Origin of the sequence: Pseudomonas sp. NFPP24 (assembly GCF_900112095.1) — a bacterium.
GTDB lineage: Bacteria > Pseudomonadota > Gammaproteobacteria > Pseudomonadales > Pseudomonadaceae > Aquipseudomonas > Aquipseudomonas extremorientalis.
The window spans coordinates 434,329-450,140 of the sequence record NZ_FOKD01000003.1 but is presented as its reverse complement, the minus strand read 5'-3'; the positions used below and the strand labels follow the sequence as shown (position 1 = coordinate 450,140).

General features: G+C 61.8%; 18 protein-coding genes. 12 read left to right on the top strand and 6 right to left on the bottom strand.

All coding sequences use genetic code 11. The features are described from left to right. The first annotated feature begins 11 nt into the window (after positions 1–11). The 3 genes from BM026_RS08920 to BM026_RS08910 are packed head-to-tail and all read left to right on the top strand — an operon-like array spanning position 12 to position 2,977. The gene (locus tag BM026_RS08920; protein WP_071492149.1) at positions 12–935 is read left to right on the top strand and encodes an ABC transporter substrate-binding protein; all 924 of its coding nucleotides are present in this window, start codon (positions 12–14) and stop codon (positions 933–935) included. 12 nt (positions 936–947) lie between these two features. Next, positions 948–2,531 (top strand): flavin monoamine oxidase family protein, encoded by a 1,584-nt coding sequence (locus BM026_RS08915; protein ID WP_071492148.1) that lies wholly within the window; start codon positions 948–950, stop codon positions 2,529–2,531. Between the two features lie 11 nt (positions 2,532–2,542). Beyond that, positions 2,543–2,977, top strand: coding sequence for a RidA family protein (locus BM026_RS08910; protein ID WP_093528148.1), 435 nt, complete (start codon positions 2,543–2,545; stop codon positions 2,975–2,977). Between the two features lie 3 nt (positions 2,978–2,980). On the opposite strand, the gene BM026_RS08905 is transcribed toward BM026_RS08910, so the two are convergent. Then, complete coding sequence (locus tag BM026_RS08905; RefSeq protein WP_092244456.1) at positions 2,981–3,358, bottom strand: c-type cytochrome; 378 nt, start codon at positions 3,356–3,358, stop codon at positions 2,981–2,983. Between the two features lie 297 nt (positions 3,359–3,655). On the opposite strand from BM026_RS08905, the gene BM026_RS08900 reads away from it, so the two are divergent. After that, positions 3,656–4,990: an LLM class flavin-dependent oxidoreductase gene (locus BM026_RS08900; protein WP_139217547.1), complete on the top strand. Its 1,335-nt coding sequence runs from the start codon at positions 3,656–3,658 to the stop codon at positions 4,988–4,990. A gap of 78 nt (positions 4,991–5,068) precedes the next feature. Here the strand turns inward: BM026_RS08900 and BM026_RS08895 are convergent, their stop codons facing one another. Further along, on the bottom strand, positions 5,069–5,983 hold the full coding sequence (locus BM026_RS08895; protein ID WP_093528145.1) for an Ssp4 family T6SS effector: 915 nt from the start codon (positions 5,981–5,983) through the stop codon (positions 5,069–5,071). Between the two features lie 184 nt (positions 5,984–6,167). On the opposite strand from BM026_RS08895, the gene BM026_RS08890 reads away from it, so the two are divergent. Together BM026_RS08890 and BM026_RS08885 are read left to right on the top strand one after the other, a co-directional pair. Beyond that, on the top strand, positions 6,168–6,656 hold the full coding sequence (locus tag BM026_RS08890) for an Hcp family type VI secretion system effector (RefSeq protein ID WP_093528142.1): 489 nt from the start codon (positions 6,168–6,170) through the stop codon (positions 6,654–6,656). 19 nt (positions 6,657–6,675) lie between these two features. Next, entirely contained in the window at positions 6,676–6,960 is a 285-nt protein-coding gene (locus BM026_RS08885; RefSeq protein WP_092244463.1) for a hypothetical protein, read from the top strand. A gap of 16 nt (positions 6,961–6,976) precedes the next feature. Here the strand turns inward: BM026_RS08885 and BM026_RS08880 are convergent, their stop codons facing one another. The 4 genes from BM026_RS08880 to BM026_RS08865 all read right to left on the bottom strand — a co-directional run bounded on the left by BM026_RS08880 (position 6,977) and on the right by BM026_RS08865 (position 10,565). Next, positions 6,977–7,801, bottom strand: coding sequence for a 5'-nucleotidase, lipoprotein e(P4) family (locus tag BM026_RS08880; protein ID WP_092244466.1), 825 nt, complete (start codon positions 7,799–7,801; stop codon positions 6,977–6,979). A 46-nt stretch (positions 7,802–7,847) separates the two neighbouring features. Next, positions 7,848–9,044 carry a DUF1835 domain-containing protein gene (locus tag BM026_RS08875; protein WP_093528139.1) on the bottom strand — a complete coding sequence of 399 codons (1,197 nt, stop codon included), beginning with the start codon at positions 9,042–9,044 and terminating at the stop codon, positions 7,848–7,850. 150 nt (positions 9,045–9,194) lie between these two features. Next, entirely contained in the window at positions 9,195–9,437 is a 243-nt protein-coding gene (locus BM026_RS08870; protein ID WP_058426121.1) for a hypothetical protein, read from the bottom strand. Positions 9,438–9,488: 51 nt separating this feature from the next. Beyond that, the gene (locus tag BM026_RS08865) at positions 9,489–10,565 is read right to left on the bottom strand and encodes an aldo/keto reductase (RefSeq protein WP_093528136.1); all 1,077 of its coding nucleotides are present in this window, start codon (positions 10,563–10,565) and stop codon (positions 9,489–9,491) included. 131 nt (positions 10,566–10,696) lie between these two features. Here BM026_RS08865 and BM026_RS08860 point away from each other — a divergent pair, with 131 nt between their 5' ends. The 6 genes from BM026_RS08860 (at position 10,697) to BM026_RS08835 (ending at position 15,804) form a co-directional block, all read left to right on the top strand. Continuing rightward, positions 10,697–11,374, top strand: a complete 678-nt coding sequence (locus BM026_RS08860) for an ABC transporter ATP-binding protein (RefSeq protein WP_093124496.1) — start codon at positions 10,697–10,699, stop codon at positions 11,372–11,374. Beyond that, positions 11,371–12,162: an ABC transporter permease gene (fetB, locus tag BM026_RS08855; protein WP_071492141.1), complete on the top strand. Its 792-nt coding sequence runs from the start codon at positions 11,371–11,373 to the stop codon at positions 12,160–12,162. Before BM026_RS08860 ends, fetB begins: the two co-directional genes overlap by 4 nt. A gap of 113 nt (positions 12,163–12,275) precedes the next feature. Then, positions 12,276–12,896: a glutathione S-transferase family protein gene (locus BM026_RS08850; RefSeq protein ID WP_092244478.1), complete on the top strand. Its 621-nt coding sequence runs from the start codon at positions 12,276–12,278 to the stop codon at positions 12,894–12,896. A gap of 91 nt (positions 12,897–12,987) precedes the next feature. Next, positions 12,988–13,908 (top strand): LysR family transcriptional regulator, encoded by a 921-nt coding sequence (locus tag BM026_RS08845; RefSeq protein WP_093528133.1) that lies wholly within the window; start codon positions 12,988–12,990, stop codon positions 13,906–13,908. Next, a complete protein-coding gene (locus BM026_RS08840) occupies positions 13,908–14,792 on the top strand; it encodes a LysR family transcriptional regulator (protein WP_093528130.1) in 885 nt (294 codons plus the stop codon). The genes BM026_RS08845 and BM026_RS08840 overlap by 1 nt, the downstream gene beginning before the upstream one ends. 79 nt (positions 14,793–14,871) lie before the next feature. Beyond that, positions 14,872–15,804, top strand: coding sequence for a pyridoxamine 5'-phosphate oxidase family protein (locus BM026_RS08835; RefSeq protein WP_093528127.1), 933 nt, complete (start codon positions 14,872–14,874; stop codon positions 15,802–15,804). The last annotated feature ends 8 nt before the right edge of the window (positions 15,805–15,812 follow it).

Below are 15,812 nucleotides of genomic sequence, written 5' to 3'. Positions count from 1 at the left end.
AGTGACTGCCCATGTTTATCTCTACTGCCCGCGTGGCCCTGCTGGCGCTTGCCGTCAGCACCGCGCAACACGCATTCGCCGTGCAACAGGTCGACCTCAGCCCCGACCGCCCGCGCATCCATGTGCCGCGTAACGAGGCGGCCATCGCACAGATCCCGCCGGGCTTCAAGTTCGCCCAGCCGGGCAAGTTCACCGTGGCCGTCTCCGGCGTGGCCGGGCCGCCCCTGGCGCTGCTGGCCAGCGACGACAAGACCACCATCGGCAGCGAGGCTGACACCGCGCAGCTTGTTGCCGATAGCTTGGGCCTGCAACTCAATGTGGTGCAGACCAGTTGGGAGGACTGGCCCCTGGGCGTCAGTTCGGGCAAGTACGACGCGGTGATCAGCAACGTCACCGTGACCGAGGCGCGCAAGAAGCGCTTTGACTTCGCCACCTACCGCCAGGATGTGCTCGGCTTCTACGTGAAGAGCACCAGCAAGATCAGCGAGATCAAGCAGGCGGCGGACATCGCCGGGTTGAAGATCATCGTCGGTTCCGGCACCAACCAGGAAAAAGTCCTGCTGGCCTGGAACGAGGCCAACGAGAAGGAGGGGCGCAAGCCGGCGCTGTTGCAATACTTCGACGACCAGGCTGCCGCCCAGTTGGCCGTGCAGTCCGGGCGCAGCGATGCGCTGTTCGGGCCTAACTCGGTGTATGCCTATTCGGCGGCAATCACCGGCGGTATCAAGCTCGTCGGCACGGTGAATGGTGGCTGGCCGTTGAAGGCCGATATCGCGGTGACCACGCGCAAGGACAACGGCCTGGTCAAGCCGATCCACACCGCCCTGGAAGGTGCGATTGCCGGCGGCCAATATGAGCAGGTGCTGCAACGCTGGGGCCTGGACATCGAGCGGGTCGACACGTCGCTGATCAACCCACCGGGCCTGCCGGATTAAGGAGCATCGAGCATGGGACTGACACGACGTGAAGCGCTGTCGAGCATCGCTGCGGTAGGGGGCGAGCTGGCGGTCAAGGACGCGCTGGCGGCATTGGGCCTGGGGCCGTCGTCACACCGCCGTCCGCAACCGTTGAAACTCAAGGAAGGCCTGGGGCAGGGCACGCGTGTGCTGGTGCTGGGCGCGGGGATCGCGGGGCTGGTCACAGCCCTGGAACTGACCCGCGCCGGCTTCGAGGTGCAAGTGCTGGAGGCCCGTGAGCGGGTGGGCGGCCGCACCTGGACGATCCGCAACGGCGACCGCGTGGACTACAAGGACGGCCGCACGCAAACTGCCGCGTTCGACCCGGGGCATTACTTCAACGCCGGGCCGGCACGGATTCCCAGCCAGCACCGCACGATTCTCGACTATTGCAATGAGCTGGGCGTGCCGCTGGAAGTGCTGGTCAACAGCAGTCATGGCGCCCAGGTACGGCCTGATGTGGGCAAGCCTGCATTCACGGTCGGCCAGGCCATCAACGATGCGCGCGGGCACCTGTCCGGCTTGCTCGCCAAAGCTGTGCAGCGCGATGCCCTCGATGATCTGTTGAGCGGTGAAGAGCGTACGCGCTTGCTGGCGTTCCTGCGGGTGTATGGCGACCTGTCCCAGGAGCTGGCTTTCGAGGGCACGATCCGTTCGGGGCACCTGGAATCGCCAGCGCACCCCGGCGCCTTGCCCGCCAGCCGCCGCCCGTTGGCGCTGGACCAACTGCTGCATCCGGAACTGTGGGGCGCGTTGCTGCACACCGAATTCCCGGAGTTCTCTGCCACCATGTTCCAACCGGTGGGCGGCATGGACCGCATCACCGACGCCTTCTACCAGCGCGTCAGCGGTCATGTACAACTGGGCGCCCAGGTGCGCCGTATCCGCCAGTTGGAAGACGGCGTGGCGGTGACCTATCACGACCAGCGCAGCGGCCGCGAGCAGGTCGTGCGCGCCGACTACCTGATCTCGACGTTGCCGCTGCCGTTGCTGGCCAGGCTCGACACCGACTTCAGCGACCCGATCAAGGCCGCCCTGCTCAGCACCCGCAGCGACCAGGCGACCAAAGTGGCGTGGCAGTCGCCGCGCTTCTGGGAGACCGACTACCGCACCTACGGCGGCCTGTCGTGGATCGAACACCCGGCGCGCCTGCTGTGGTACCCGAGCAATGACCTCAATACTCGCGAAGGCCTGCTGGTGGCGGGCTATGTGACCGGGGAGGGCGCCGATGTGTTTGGCGCGCAACCGTTCGACAAACAGTACGCCACCTCCAGGGAGGCCGTGGAACTGCTGCATCCCGGGTATTCCAAGCACCTGCGCAATCCGCTGGCGGTGTCCTGGGAGCAGATTCCCTACAGCGAAGGCCCGTGGCTGCAGCGCGAGCATTTCCCGGCCGACGCCAGCGCCTTGCTCGAAGCCGGGCATGGTCGGGTGTATTTCGCCGGCGACGGGCTGGTGCAAAGCGGCGTGGGTATCTGGCAGGAATCGGCGGCCAACTCGGCGCGCCATGTGGTGGGGCAACTGGCTGAACGGGTGACTCAACACCGTCATAGCGCGGCATTGGCCGCTTCATAAGGAGATTCATCATGAGCGACAGCATTCAACGTACCAGCGTCGGCGACTTCCCGATTTCCCAGACCGTCACGGTGCCGGCATCCGCCAGCCTGATCTTCATCAGCGGCACCTTGCCCGACCTGCACGATGCCAGCGCCCCGGCGGGCACACCGGCGGCCTATGGCAATACCGAAGTGCAGACGGTGTCGGTGTTCAATAAACTGCGCAAGATCCTGCGCCAGCAGGACCTGGACCTGGGCGATATCGTGCAGTTGCGGGTGTTCCTGGTGGGGGCCGATGAGACGGGTGGCAAGCTGGATTTCGCCGGCTTGCAGGCGGGGTACACGCAGTTCTTCGGTACACCTGAGCAACCGAACAAGCCGGCACGTACGGCGCTGCAAGTGGTGGCGTTGCCATTGCCTGGTGCGTTGATTGAGGTCGAGGCGGTTGCTGCAAGAGCGGTGTGAGGCTCAACGAGTCTTGGCAATCACACCGCTCATGTATTGATTCAAATCGCGGAAGTCGCTAACCCTCCATGCGAACGGCGCTAGCTTCACGCCGTTCTCTCGCAACGTCCTTGGGATCAGGTCGCCATTGGGGCGAAGTATGATTGAAGAGACGATAACGCCTGGGTAGTCATTCAGGCGTTTTTTGAACGCGGCGGTGGTCAGGTCAGGTGTGGGGGGATTGCTCTTGTTGGCCAGGGGGCCAGTGCCTTTGATATCGGCGCCGTGACACATCGCACACCGCTGGGAAAAGAGAGTTTTCCCGTTGAGGTTATCCGCGAAGGACAGTGAGGGTTGGGTCAGCGATAACAGGCCGAGCCAAGCGATAAGTGCCCGTTTCATATCCATATGACCTTGTGGCTTGAATCAGATTGGATCGAGGGAATAACCTGATGCCAGCGCGTTGAGTTTGAAAGGTCGCCATTCTCCTTGTTTTCTCATGACCGTGTCCAAAGCCGCTTCAACGGCCCGCGACAGCGCTGTTGTCTTTTATGCCTGTTGCGGAGTTTCTTGCTTGGTTTATATCAGTAATTTTAATAATTAGCATATATCTACAAAGCCTTTCACAAGCCCCGCTCGCGGGCATTAACGTCGATCTCTACAGGCCAGCACCGCGGCCACCCACGGAGGAATACCCTGATGCCCACCTCACCCCGGCAACTCAAATTCGGCGCCATTCTCACCGGTGTAGGCACTGCACAAAACGGATGGCTGCACCCGCAGATCCCCGGCGATGCCAGTGTGGATATCGACTGGTACCGCGCCCAGGCCCAGCAGGCAGAAGCGGCCAAGTTCGACCTGGTGTTCATCGTCGACAGCCCCTACATCACCCCGGATTCCGCGCCGCATTTCCTCAACCGCCTGGAGCCCTTGACGCTGCTCTCAGCCATCGCCGGGGCGACCTCGAAAATCGGCCTGGTGGCGACGCTCACAACCTCCTATACCGAACCCTTCAACGTGGCGCGGCAGTTTGCTTCCCTGGACCACATCAGTGGCTGCCGCGCCGGCTGGAACGTGGTCACCACCGGCTTGGAAGGCGCGGCCGGTAACTTTGGCCGCGCACAACACATCGACCACACCGAGCGCTATCGCCGCGCGGCCGAACATCTGGAGGTGGTGCAGGGCTTGTGGGACTCCTATGAAGACGACGCCTTTGTGCGTGACAAGCAAACCAAGGTGTTCCTCGACCCGCAGCGCCAACACCGCCTCGATCACCACGGCGAGTTTTTCTCGGTCACCGGACCGTTGAATATAGCCCGTTCAGCCCAAGGCCAACCGGTGATTTTCCAGGCGGGAATCTCCGAATCCGGGCGCAGCCTGGCGGCGAACTATGCCGAGGGGATTTTTGCCGGCGTGGGCAATTTCGAAGATGCCCAGGCGTACTACAGCGACATCAAGAAACGCACCGCCGCCGCTGGACGTAACCCTGACCACGTAACCATCCTGCCGGGTATTTCTCCAATCATCGCGGATACCGATGAGCAGGCCCAGGCCATCGACCGCGAGCGCAATGGCGAGCTGGATCTGCACAAAGCGCTGGTGCAGTTAGGCCGGCCATTCAATTACCACGACTTCAGCCAATATCCGTTGGATGAGCCGTTCCCGGAGTTGGGTGACTTGGGTAGCAATGGCTATCGTGGGCATGCGGAAAACATCAAGCAAGTCTCCCGTGAACAGGGTCTGACGTTGCGTCAGGCGGCGCTGCGGTTTGCCAAGCCGTTTTCCAGTTTCGTCGGCTCGCCCAAGACCGTGGCGGATGAGATCGAGCGCTGGTTTGTGGAGGGCGCGGTGGATGGGTTCAACATCCATGTGGGCGCGCCGGAGGACTTTGCGCGGTTTACCGATCAGGTATTGCCGCTGTTGCGCGAGCGCGGGTTGTTTCGCGGTGAGTACAGTCACAGCACGTTGCGCGGGCACCTGGGGTTGCCGGTGCCGGTGAATCGGCATACGGCGGCACGTGACGTCGCGGCATGACGGGTTACCACCACTTCCAGCGACCCTGTTTTTTCAGGGTCGCTTAGGTTTTTCATACCTCTTGTTTTTTCTGCTTGTTCAATCGATCAACTCTTCGTAAAGGCCGATCGCAAGTGTTTTGACGTTTCCGGACATAGCGCTACTGGTAAAGCTCAGAGTTGCTGCCAAGCTCTCCGTTAGGTGGTGAAGGGTGGTCTGATGCATTTCTGTAGCACTGATGCGTTTGGGCAGCCGGCCTGCCGCCTGTTCCAATTTGAGCAGTTTCGTTGTGAGTCGAGGGTCACGGATTCTGAGTAACTCGTTGTTCAGTTGTGCTCGCTCTGGTCGTGAAAGACCTCGCAGGACTTGGCGCAGTGATTTTCCTGTCACTCGCGTAGCAGTGCTAACCGCTCTGATTGTCACGAGTGTTGAAGTAACTACACCTAGCAGCGCAATGCTATCCAACACCACCATTGCCGCCTGGTACCAAGCTTCATTGTCCAGATTATCGTTAGATTGAGGGCTGTAAACCTCAAATGCCGTTCGAACAGTGCCAGCGATGCATTGAACTGTACTCGCTACTGCAGCAGCCTTTCCTACAAAGGAAATCACTGTACTTGCTCCCGCAGTGAAGGGCATGAACGCAATCCCGCTCCAGACTACCACCCAACTCAATAATGCCCCTGCACAAGTCATTGTGGTGTTGGTCGCCTCCGCGACCAACCTGGACTCCCGCGTCTCATGTTCCAGCATCCGCTTGAACTCCACTGGCCCCACGTACCTTGGCGCCTCCCGCAGTACTATTTTGATCGGCTGTACCCTGCAAATCGCCTGAAACTCACGCAGGACCACGACATTGAACTCCGCATCGATATACACCACGCCAGCACCAATCACTGACGGGTCGGCGTCGATGGCTGAGAACAATCGAGGCAGATCAATGCTGCTTTCAATACGTTGCCGTGTGGTGCGATGGGCCGAGGGAAATCCATCCTTGAGCAGTGAGGCCGTCATTCCTTAACTCCTGGTTTTGGAAGTCGAGAGAGTAAAGGCGCGGTTGCGCAAATTAATGTCGGATGTTTCGTCTTTTCGAGACAGGCGCGTCCCAATACCGGTTTTCAATCTTGTCGGCGCTTTGTCGAATAAGGAACAGTTCGCCCCGCGTCACTTCCGACGCTGACAAGGACAAGGAGCCAATATGGCCGTCGATATGTTTTTGAAACTGGGCGATATCAAGGGTGAATCACGCGACCACGCTCATCTCGACGAGATCGATATCACCGAGTGGGCGTGGGGAGTGTCTCAGGCAGGATCGATGCACTCCGGGAGAGGTGGCGGCGCCGGCAAGGCCGATTTTGCCAACCTCAATCTGACCAAGCCGCTGGATAAATCCAGCCCAAATTTGATGATGGCCTGCGCTAGCGGCAAGCATTACCCCGAAGCACGGCTTGTGGTGCGCAAGGCGGGTGGTTCCAGCCCTGTGGAGTATCTGGTGATCACCTTCAAGGAAGTGATGGTGGTGTCCTACGGCACGAGTGCCGGAAATAAGGATGATGTGCTTTACGACAGAGTTGCGCTGAATTTTGCCACCGTCGACGTCAGCTACCAGCCACAGAAAGCCGATGGTGCCAAGGACGGTGGCCCAGTGAAGTTCGGTTGGAATATCCGGCAGAACGTCAAGGTCTGAGGCTTCTAGGAGAAATGCTATGAGGCTGTCGGACAGCCGATCGCTTTGGTGTATCACAGCCGCTCTCATCTTTGTTGTAGGGCTTCATGGCTATCTCATTGTCGACGGGTTAATTCGCGGTGTGGCGATTTCTTACAGTCGCGTGGGGCCTTCCATCACCTACACGCTTGTAGGGCAGCCGAAGCTGTTCTGGTTCACGATCATCTGGAACGTAGTATGTGAAGCCGTATTCATTGCTCTGACCCTTGGTATGGCTTGGGCCGCCAGGGCGATGTCTAAAAACGAGCGCCCCAAAAAACGTTGATATCCAGGCACCATCGCTACTCCTGCAACTGCAACGCCCGCTGCTTGAGCTTGCGCTTTTGCTCGAACGGCAGCTTCTCATCATCCCCATACGGCGCGCTGTACCAGTTGCCATAGGTCGGGTTGGGCAACAAGAACCAGCGTTGCCCCAACCAGTTCACATAGGGCTCCACCGCCTTGCGCTGATCCGCGAGGGTGTTGTGCTCGGCCTGCACGAAATCCCCCAGGGAATCCCCGGCCATCAATAACACGCGGGCATGGGCGGCGACCCATTGGCGGCGGCAGTTCTTGCCGTAGCCGGCGCTTTCGCAGTGGCCGGTGGGAGTGCTGGCGGCCAGGACCTGTTGGTCGCTGTCAACCGGGAAACCGCGCAGGCGCAGGTTTTTCACGGTGGCGGCGACCTGGCTGTGTTCGCGGTTGGTCAGGTAATACACCTTGATGCCTTTTTGCCGGGCTGCCTGCAGGAACGCCACGGCACCGGGCAAGGCCTGGGCCCTGGCCTGGTCGACCCAGGTGTTCCAACGGTCGTAGGAATAGACCTGGTTGTTGACCACATCGCGGGCGTTGAGCGGTACGTTGTCCAGCAGGGTTTCGTCGATATCGACCACCACCGCCGGCGGTAACCCGTTCAGGTTGCGTGGGGGAAAGGGCAGGGCATCCCAGGTGGGATCGGCCAACGCCACGTCAAGTTGACGGGTGGCATTGGCGAAGAGCTGGCGGTAAATCAACTCATGCTCGATGGAGGTCTGGGTCCAGAGCACGGCATCGAGTTGGTCATTGGCCGGCGGCGTTTGTTGGCAGCCCGCCAGCAGAAGCAGGCTGGCGAAGATCAGGTTGCGCATGGGCAGTCTCGCAAGTGAGGGTTGAATGGGCAGCACGTTAGCGTAATCACGGGCGCCATACAGGCATGATGTGTTCATCAATCGCCCAGTGGGGTTGGCGAGGTCGCAGGCATATGCCACCCACCCATCGCACATGGCTGGCGTGATCCAGCCAGTTGGCGTCACCGTTCAACACGGCCTGCCCCAGCGCAGTCAACGCCAGCACCTGGCGTGGCCATTCCAGGTGCGTCTCGGTGGCTGTCAGTAAAGGGTTGTCGCCATCGATCAGCGGTCGCAACAGCACATGAAACATCATGTCCCCCAGGAACGGCAGCGGTTCACGCTTGGCCATCAGTTCGGCAAACACCCGACCGAATGGCGTTGGCCCGTTTTCGGCGAGGTACGTCAGGGCCAGGCGCTCGGTCAGCGACAGGCCGTCGTGCAGGCCGGGCAATTCCTGTAATTGACGCAACAACGCCGGGGCAAGCAACGGCAAGGCGGTGTGGCTGTCGTGGGCTATTTGCGCCCATCTGACTGGCGAGCTGTCGCAGTACGCCGACCAGGCCTGTTTGGCCAGTTGCACGGCGTCCTCCTCGAGCAAGCGCCGTTGCGGCCATAGCCACGCCAATACATCCGGCGCCAGTTGGCCGATGCCGATAAAACGCTGCACGCCGGGAATGCGGTCCACCTCGATGAGCTCCAGTTTGTGCGGCACCTGTTCAAGACCGGCGAGTGCGCGGATCAGGAACAGCTGGTCATAGGCATCCGCTTCGCACCACAGCACACTGTGGTCGGCGCTGGCCAATGCGTCGAGGTGGTCATATTCAACGTCGACGCGACGAGCTGCATCGGCTTCATCGATGGCGAAGGCCTGGCTGATAAAGGCACTGCGCAGGGCGCGGAACGCCTGGCGGGGCAAATCGCGGACCGGGCCCATGCACAGCGGGTCGGCGAGCATCCGGAACTGCCCTTTGAACCCTGCCAGTTGCAGGCTGTGGGCAATGTCATTGCCGCAGCGCCAATGGGTGGTACGGGCTTCATCACTGGCGGCAAAATCGGGGTGGCGGGCGGCGAAGTCGATGGCATCGATATGGGCCTTGAGCTTTGGCCAACTGCTGAAACCCAGCTGCCTGGCGATTTCCCATTGGGCCAGGGACAGGGTAGCGTTCGGGTTTTCGGCTTTCAGGCGTGGCAGCAGTTCCTTGGCACGCTTGCGCTGTTGCTCAAGGTTGAGACGGCCATCGGTGTTGAGTGGTTGGGACATACGATCTCCTTGCACAAACCTTTTCCGCTTCAAGGTGGGGAGTCGTAGAAAAAGAGGGTGTTGCAGTGTCCTGGGCGCAGCCCTTTCCGCGGAAGGTGGCGTAGAGAGCGCCAGGCGGGAAATATAGGCAGTGCCGCGCTCGTTTGCAAATCAGTGTTGCGCGTCTGGCGTGTGATCAACCCAATGGGTCTTGATCCCCTTCGCCCACGCCACCGTGTAGAAACAGCTCAGCAATACAATCCCCCACTGTTCGGCATTGATGGATGACCAGAACCAGAACGGCTGGCCCGCCATGCCGAACAGGCAGGCGTAGCGGCGCACTTTCAAGCGTTTGCTTTGGCTGAACCAGATGGCAACGACGCCGAGGGCGGCGATCATGATTTGGGCAATCACGGGGGCTCCTTGAATGGGAAAAGGCAGCCTTGGCGCAAGGCTGCCAAGGCATTACTTGTCCTTGCGCGCATCCATGGTCTTCTGATGCTCAGCCAAAAACGGCTGCTCCGCCGGATCAAAGCGGTCGATCCCGGCGGTAAAGCGATGCCAGTATGGGTATAACGGCTGGCGGCGCGTCACGGCTTCGATGCGTGAAGCTTGTTCCTGGGTCAGTTTCAACTCAGTCGCCGCGAGGTTGTCGCGCAGGTGCTCTTCGGTGCGGGCGCCGACGATCAGCGACGTGATGCCCGGTCGGTCCTTGAGCCACGCCAGACACGTGCGGGCTACCGACACGCCGTGTTCGTCACCGACGGCGGCAAGGGTTTCGATGATGTCGAGCGCACGCTCCTGATCGTGCACATAGGGTTCCGGCCAACCGCTGCCCTGGCGGGTGTTGGCGGGCGGCTTGTGACCCCGACGGGTAGACCCGGTCAACAGGCCTTCGCCCATCGGGCCCCACACCAGTGTGCCCACCGACTGGTCCAGTGCCAGTGGCAGCAGTTCGTACTCGGCTTCGCGGGATTCCGGGGTGTAGTAGATCTGCTGGGTGACAGGTTTGAGCATGCCGTGCAGTTCGGCCTTGCCCAGGGTCTTCATCATCTGCCAGGCGGTGAAATTGCTGGTGCCGAAGTAGCGTATTTTCCCCGAACCTACCAACAGCCGCAGCGCTTCGAGGGTTTCCTCGATGGGGGTCATGCCGTCCCAGTTGTGCAGTTGATAGAGGTCGATATGGTCGGTGCCCAAGCGTTTCAGGCTGGCTTCGCACGCGCGAATCAGATGGTAGCGCGAAGAACCGGAGTTGTTGGGGTTGTTGTCCACCGGGCTGCGGCCCTTGGTGGCCAGCAGGATATCGTTGCGTTTGGCGCCCAAGGCTTTGCCGACGACTTCCTCGGCCAGGCCATGGGAATAGAGGTCGGCGGTGTCGACCATGTTCACACCCGCGTCGAACGCGATATCGAACATGCGTTTGGCCTGGGGGACGTCCACCGATCCGCATTGTTCAAACTCGGCGCGACCGCCGAAGGGCACGGTGCCCAGGATGATTTCGGATACCAGCAGGCCGGAATGGCCCAGTTGTCGGTATTGCATGTCGCCTCCTCGGTAACGTTGAATCTAAAGCTCTGAGCCACACCGGATGCGATAGTTTGAATTTTTTGCATGAAATCCTGGCGAGTGTGCCTCACCATTGCATCATCCGGATTGAGAGGAACACCGCGTCCATGAGCGCACTGATTGAAACCCGCGCCCTCACGCGCCTGGACGAGCGTCGCCAGGTGCCGTTGCTCCAGCCCACCGATTTCAGCCTGCAGGCCGGCGACCGGGTGTCGATCACCGGCTCATCCGGCTCCGGCAAAAGCGTATTCCTGCGCGCACTGGCGCTGCTGGATGCGCCCACGTCCGGGCAGATCCTGTGGAACGGCGAGCCGATCGGCAACGCGCAGATTCCTCACTACCGCTGCCATATCAGCTACCTCTCCCAACGTCCGGCGCTGCTCGACGGTACGGTGGAAGACAACCTGCGTTTTCCCTACAGCCTCAAGACCTCGCGCAAGCGCAGCTTCGACCTGGCGACGGTGACCGCACTGCTGGGCCACGCCGGCAAGACGCCGGACTTTCTGGCCAAACACGCCGCCGACCTCTCAGGCGGTGAGTCCCAGGTGGTCTCGCTGATCCGCACCCTGCAACTCAAACCCGAAGTGCTGCTGCTGGACGAGCCCACTGCCGCCCTCGATCCCACCTCGTCCCGCGAAGTGGAAGCGCTGATCGACGCCTGGTTTGCCGAGGACAGTTCCCGTGCCTGCATCTGGGTCTCCCACGACCTGGACCAGGCCCGGCGCATGAGTGACATCCACTTGCAGATGAGCGCCGGTGTACTGAGCGGAGTGGCCCAGCCATGAATTACCAGAACCTCACCGCGCTGGACATGGGCATTGCCGCCTCGCTGATCCTGATCAATGGCGCGCTGTCGCTGCTGTTGCGCCTGGGCCTGGGCCGCCAATTGCTGTGGGCGGCGGTGCGCACGGTGGTGCAACTGCTGGCCATCGGTTACCTGTTGGGCTGGGTCTTCGAGTTCGCCTATTGGTACGTGGTGCTGCCGCTGATGTGCGCCATGACCCTGATCGCCGGTCTCTCCGCCGCCGGGCGAGGACGGCGGACTTACCGGGGCCAGCGGGTCGACAGCATCCTGTCGGTATGGGGCAGCTCATGGCTGGTCACCGCCGTGGGCCTGTTTGCGGTGATCCGCATCCACCCCTGGTACGAGCCGCAATACGCGATCCCGATCCTTGGCATGATCCTCGGCAACACCCTGACTGGGGTCTCCCTGGGTATCGAACGCATGACCCAGGAACTGACCTCGGGGCGCAACACCATCGAAATGATCCTGGCCCTCGGCGGCTCACGCTGGGAGGCCGCGCAGGATGCCATTCGCCAGGCGGTGCGCGCCGGGATGATCCCGACGCTGAACCAGATGACGGTGGTCGGCATCGTCAGCCTGCCCGGCATGATGACCGGGCAAGTGCTGGCGGGAGAAAGCCCGGTGGACGCGGTGCGCTATCAGATCGTGATCATGTTCCTGATTGCCGCGTCGTCGGCGTTGGGTACGGTGGGGGCGGTGTTGCTCACTTACCAGCGGTTGTTTTCTGCGAGCCATCGGTTTTTGCGGGACAGACTCGAGGAACGCTGAGCGGTATTGTTTCACTGGGTGAAATGCTCGATTGTAGAGCGTGGTGATTCCAACGTCAGGGGCCAGCGGTAGAGCATGTGCGGCGTTGCCATCCCATTCTCTTGGAGCCTTTCATGATCAAACTCTATGGTTTTCCGTTGTCCGGCCACTCTCATCGGGTCGAGCTGATGTTGTCCCTGCTGGGCTTGCCCACGGAATTTATCCTGGTGGATCTCAAGCAAGGCGCCCATAAGTCCTCGGACTATCTGGCCACGATCAACAGCTTCGGCCAGGTGCCGGCGATTGATGACAACGGCGTGGTGTTGGCCGACTCCAATGCGATCCTGGTCTACCTGGCCAACACCTACGGCAAGGGCCAGTGGCTGCCGGGTGATGCTGTGGGGCAGGCGCGGGTGCAGCGCTGGCTCTCGGCCGCCGCCGGTCAACTGCACGTCGGGCCCGCGTCGGCGCGGTTGGCCACGGTGTTTGGCGCGGATATCGATACCTGCGTCGCCATTGCCCGTTCCCACGCCTTGCTGAAACTGATGGAGACGCAACTGAGCCAAAACCGCTTCCTGGCCGGCGAGCAACCGACCATCGCCGATGTCGCTTTCTACACCTACACCGCCCATGCGCCGGAAGGCAATGTGTCCCTGGCCGACTACCCTCAGGTGCGTGCCTGGCTCGCCAGCATCGAAGCACTGCCGGGATTTGTCGGCATGCCACGCACAGCCGTGGGCTTGCAATCCCACTAACGCGAACCCCGGTTGTGGTCAGTGAGCCTGTTGTGGCAGGCGAGCTTGCCACAGGGGAATAGCAATATGCAGTTGCTCGAGAGGAGTGCCGATGGACCGATTTCATGAAATGCAGGTGTTCCTGGCGGTGGCCCAGGAGGAGGGTTTTGCCGCCGCCGCACGCCGCCTGAACACCTCGCCACCCAGCGTGACCCGGGCCATCGCCGCCATGGAGGAACGTATCGGCACCCAACTGCTGGCGCGCACCACCCGCAGCGTGCACCTGACCGAAGCCGGCCAGCGTTACCTGGAGGATTGCCGGCGTATCCTAGCAGACCTCGATGAAGCCGAAGAAGCGGCGGCCGGCAGTTACTCCATCCCCTGCGGCCACCTGACGGTCACGGCGCCAGTGCTGTTTGGCGAGCTGTATGTGGCGCCGGTGCTGGGGGAGTACCTGGACCGCTTTCCGTTGGTGAACATCAATGCCTTGCTGGTCGACCGCGTGGTCAATCTGGTCGACGAAGGCGTCGATGTCGCGGTGCGTATCGGTCATCTGCACGAGCCGGGTCAGCAGGCGATCAAGGTCGGCGAAGTGCGCCGGGTCGTCTGTGCAGCGCCAGCCTATCTCGACCAGCACGGGCGACCGGAGCACCCGTCGCAGTTGCGTGAGGCCAAGATCGTCACGTCATCGTCGAGCCAGCTGGTGAGTGGCTGGGAGTTTGTCGACGCCGGCCAACCCTTGTCCGTGCCCATCGAACCGCGCCTGGTCGTTACGGCAAACAATGCCGCGATCAACCTGGCGCGCCTGGGCTGGGGCATGACGCGGGTGCTGTCCTACCAGGTCGCAACGGCGGTGGCGGCGGGCGAGTTGGAGATCGTCCTTCAAGCGTATGAGGCTGAGCCGTTGCCGATCCAGGTGGTGTTCCAGAAAAGCGGCCGCGTGCCGGCCAAGATCAACACCTTTGTCGACTTTCTCAGCCATCGCCTGGGCCAGGACGCCGCCCTGAACCCTGCGATGAAACGGCGCGGTTGATGGAGCGCTATCGCGATATGCAGTTGTTCGCCGCACTGGCCGGACACTCGAGCCTGGCCGGCGCAGCGCGCAGTGCGCAGGTGTCCGGGCCGACACTGGTCCGTGCGGTGGCCCGCCTGGAAGCGCGCCTGCGCGTGCCATTGCTTGAACGCAGCACGCAGGGCGTGAGCCTGACCAACGCCGGCAACGCGTACCTGGCCGATTGCGTGCGCCTGCTCGCCGCCGTGGACGCCGCCGAAGCCTCGGCCAAAGGCTTGCATGTGCAGGCCCAGGGCAACCTGCGGGTGTTTTTGCCCTTTCTGTTCAGCGCTCATGTGATGGCGCCGGTCTTGGCCGACTACCTGGACCGTTATCCCGAGGTGAGCCTCGCGGCGCACTACCACGACTATTATCCCAACCTGCACGAAGAAGGGCTGGACGTGGCGATTCTCGTCGGTGAGTTGCCCGACTCGTCGTTGATCGCGCGGCCGGTGGGGCAGGTGCGGCATATCCTTTGCGCCAGCCCCGGTTATCTGGCGATTCACGGTGAGCCTCAACGCCCGGACGACCTCCAGCACCATCGGCTGATCGCCACTGCCGACCAGGTGCATTGGGATTTCCAGGGCTACCCACTCAAGGCCCGTGCGCGCCTGGGCTGCGCCACGGTGCAGGGCGCGATCAATGCGGCGGTGCATGGGGCGGGGGTGATTCGCTGCCTGAGTTACCCGGTTCACGAGCATGTGCAGAGCGGGCAATTGCGTCGCCTGTTGCCGGGTTTTGAACAGCCACCATTGCCCGTGCACGTGGTGTACCGCGAAGGCCGCAACGCACCGATGCGCGTGCGCAGCTTTGTCGACCACTGCGTGGCGGCGCTGCGTGAACACCCGGCATTTCAACTGGCGTAACAGTGGATTGCCTGGCGTGGTGATTCCCTCGGTGGCGGGCAGGGCGCAGCATCGGGCTATCCAACATGAGGTGCTTGCCATGAACCTGATCGAACCATCGCCCTGGCATGCCGGTGAACGGCACATGCAACAAGCAGTGGGGGTCGCCGAGCGCATGGCCGTGGTCGGGCCCAAGGTGATCCGTGATCATTTGCCCGAACAGCATCGGGATTTCTACCCTTTGTTGCCGTACCTGATGCTGGGTGTGGTGGACGAGCAAGGCATTCCCTGGGCGACGCTGCTTGAAGGCGCCCCGGGCTTTGCCCACTCGCCGGACCCGCAGACCTTGCAGGTCGACAGTCTGCCGTCGGCCAACGACCCGGCTCGCAACGGCTTGCGTGAGGGGGCATCCATCGGCCTGCTGGGCATCGACCTCAACACCCGCCGCCGCAACCGCATGAACGGACGTATCGGTGCGCTTGATCACGAAGGCTTTTCGGTCGACGTGGTGCACACGTTCGGCAACTGCCCCAAGTACATCCAATTGCGGCCGGTGGATGCCATCGCACGCAAACCCGGCAGCGTGGCCGAACGTTCCAGCAGCCTGGATGACGCGGCCCAAGCGCTGATCCGCAATGCCGACACCTTCTTCGTCGCCAGCTACGTCGAGGTGGATGGCCAGCGCTCGGTGGACGTTTCCCATCGCGGCGGCAATACGGGTTTTGTGCGGGTCGAAGGCAACGTGCTGACCATCCCTGACTTTGCCGGCAACCTGTTCTTCAACACCCTGGGCAATCTGCAGGTGAACCCGGTGGCGGGGTTGTTATTCATCGATTTTGAAGCGGGGGATGTGCTGCAGATGGCCGGGCGCACTTCATTGATCCTCGACGGCCCGCAAGTGGCGCTGTTCGAGGGCGCCCAGCGCTTGTGGACGGTCACCGTGGAACATGTGGTGCGGCGCCCGGCGGCGTTGGCGTTGCGGTGGCAGTTCGCGGAGTTTTCGCCGTTCAGTCTGGCGATGGGGAGTTGGTAGCCAACACC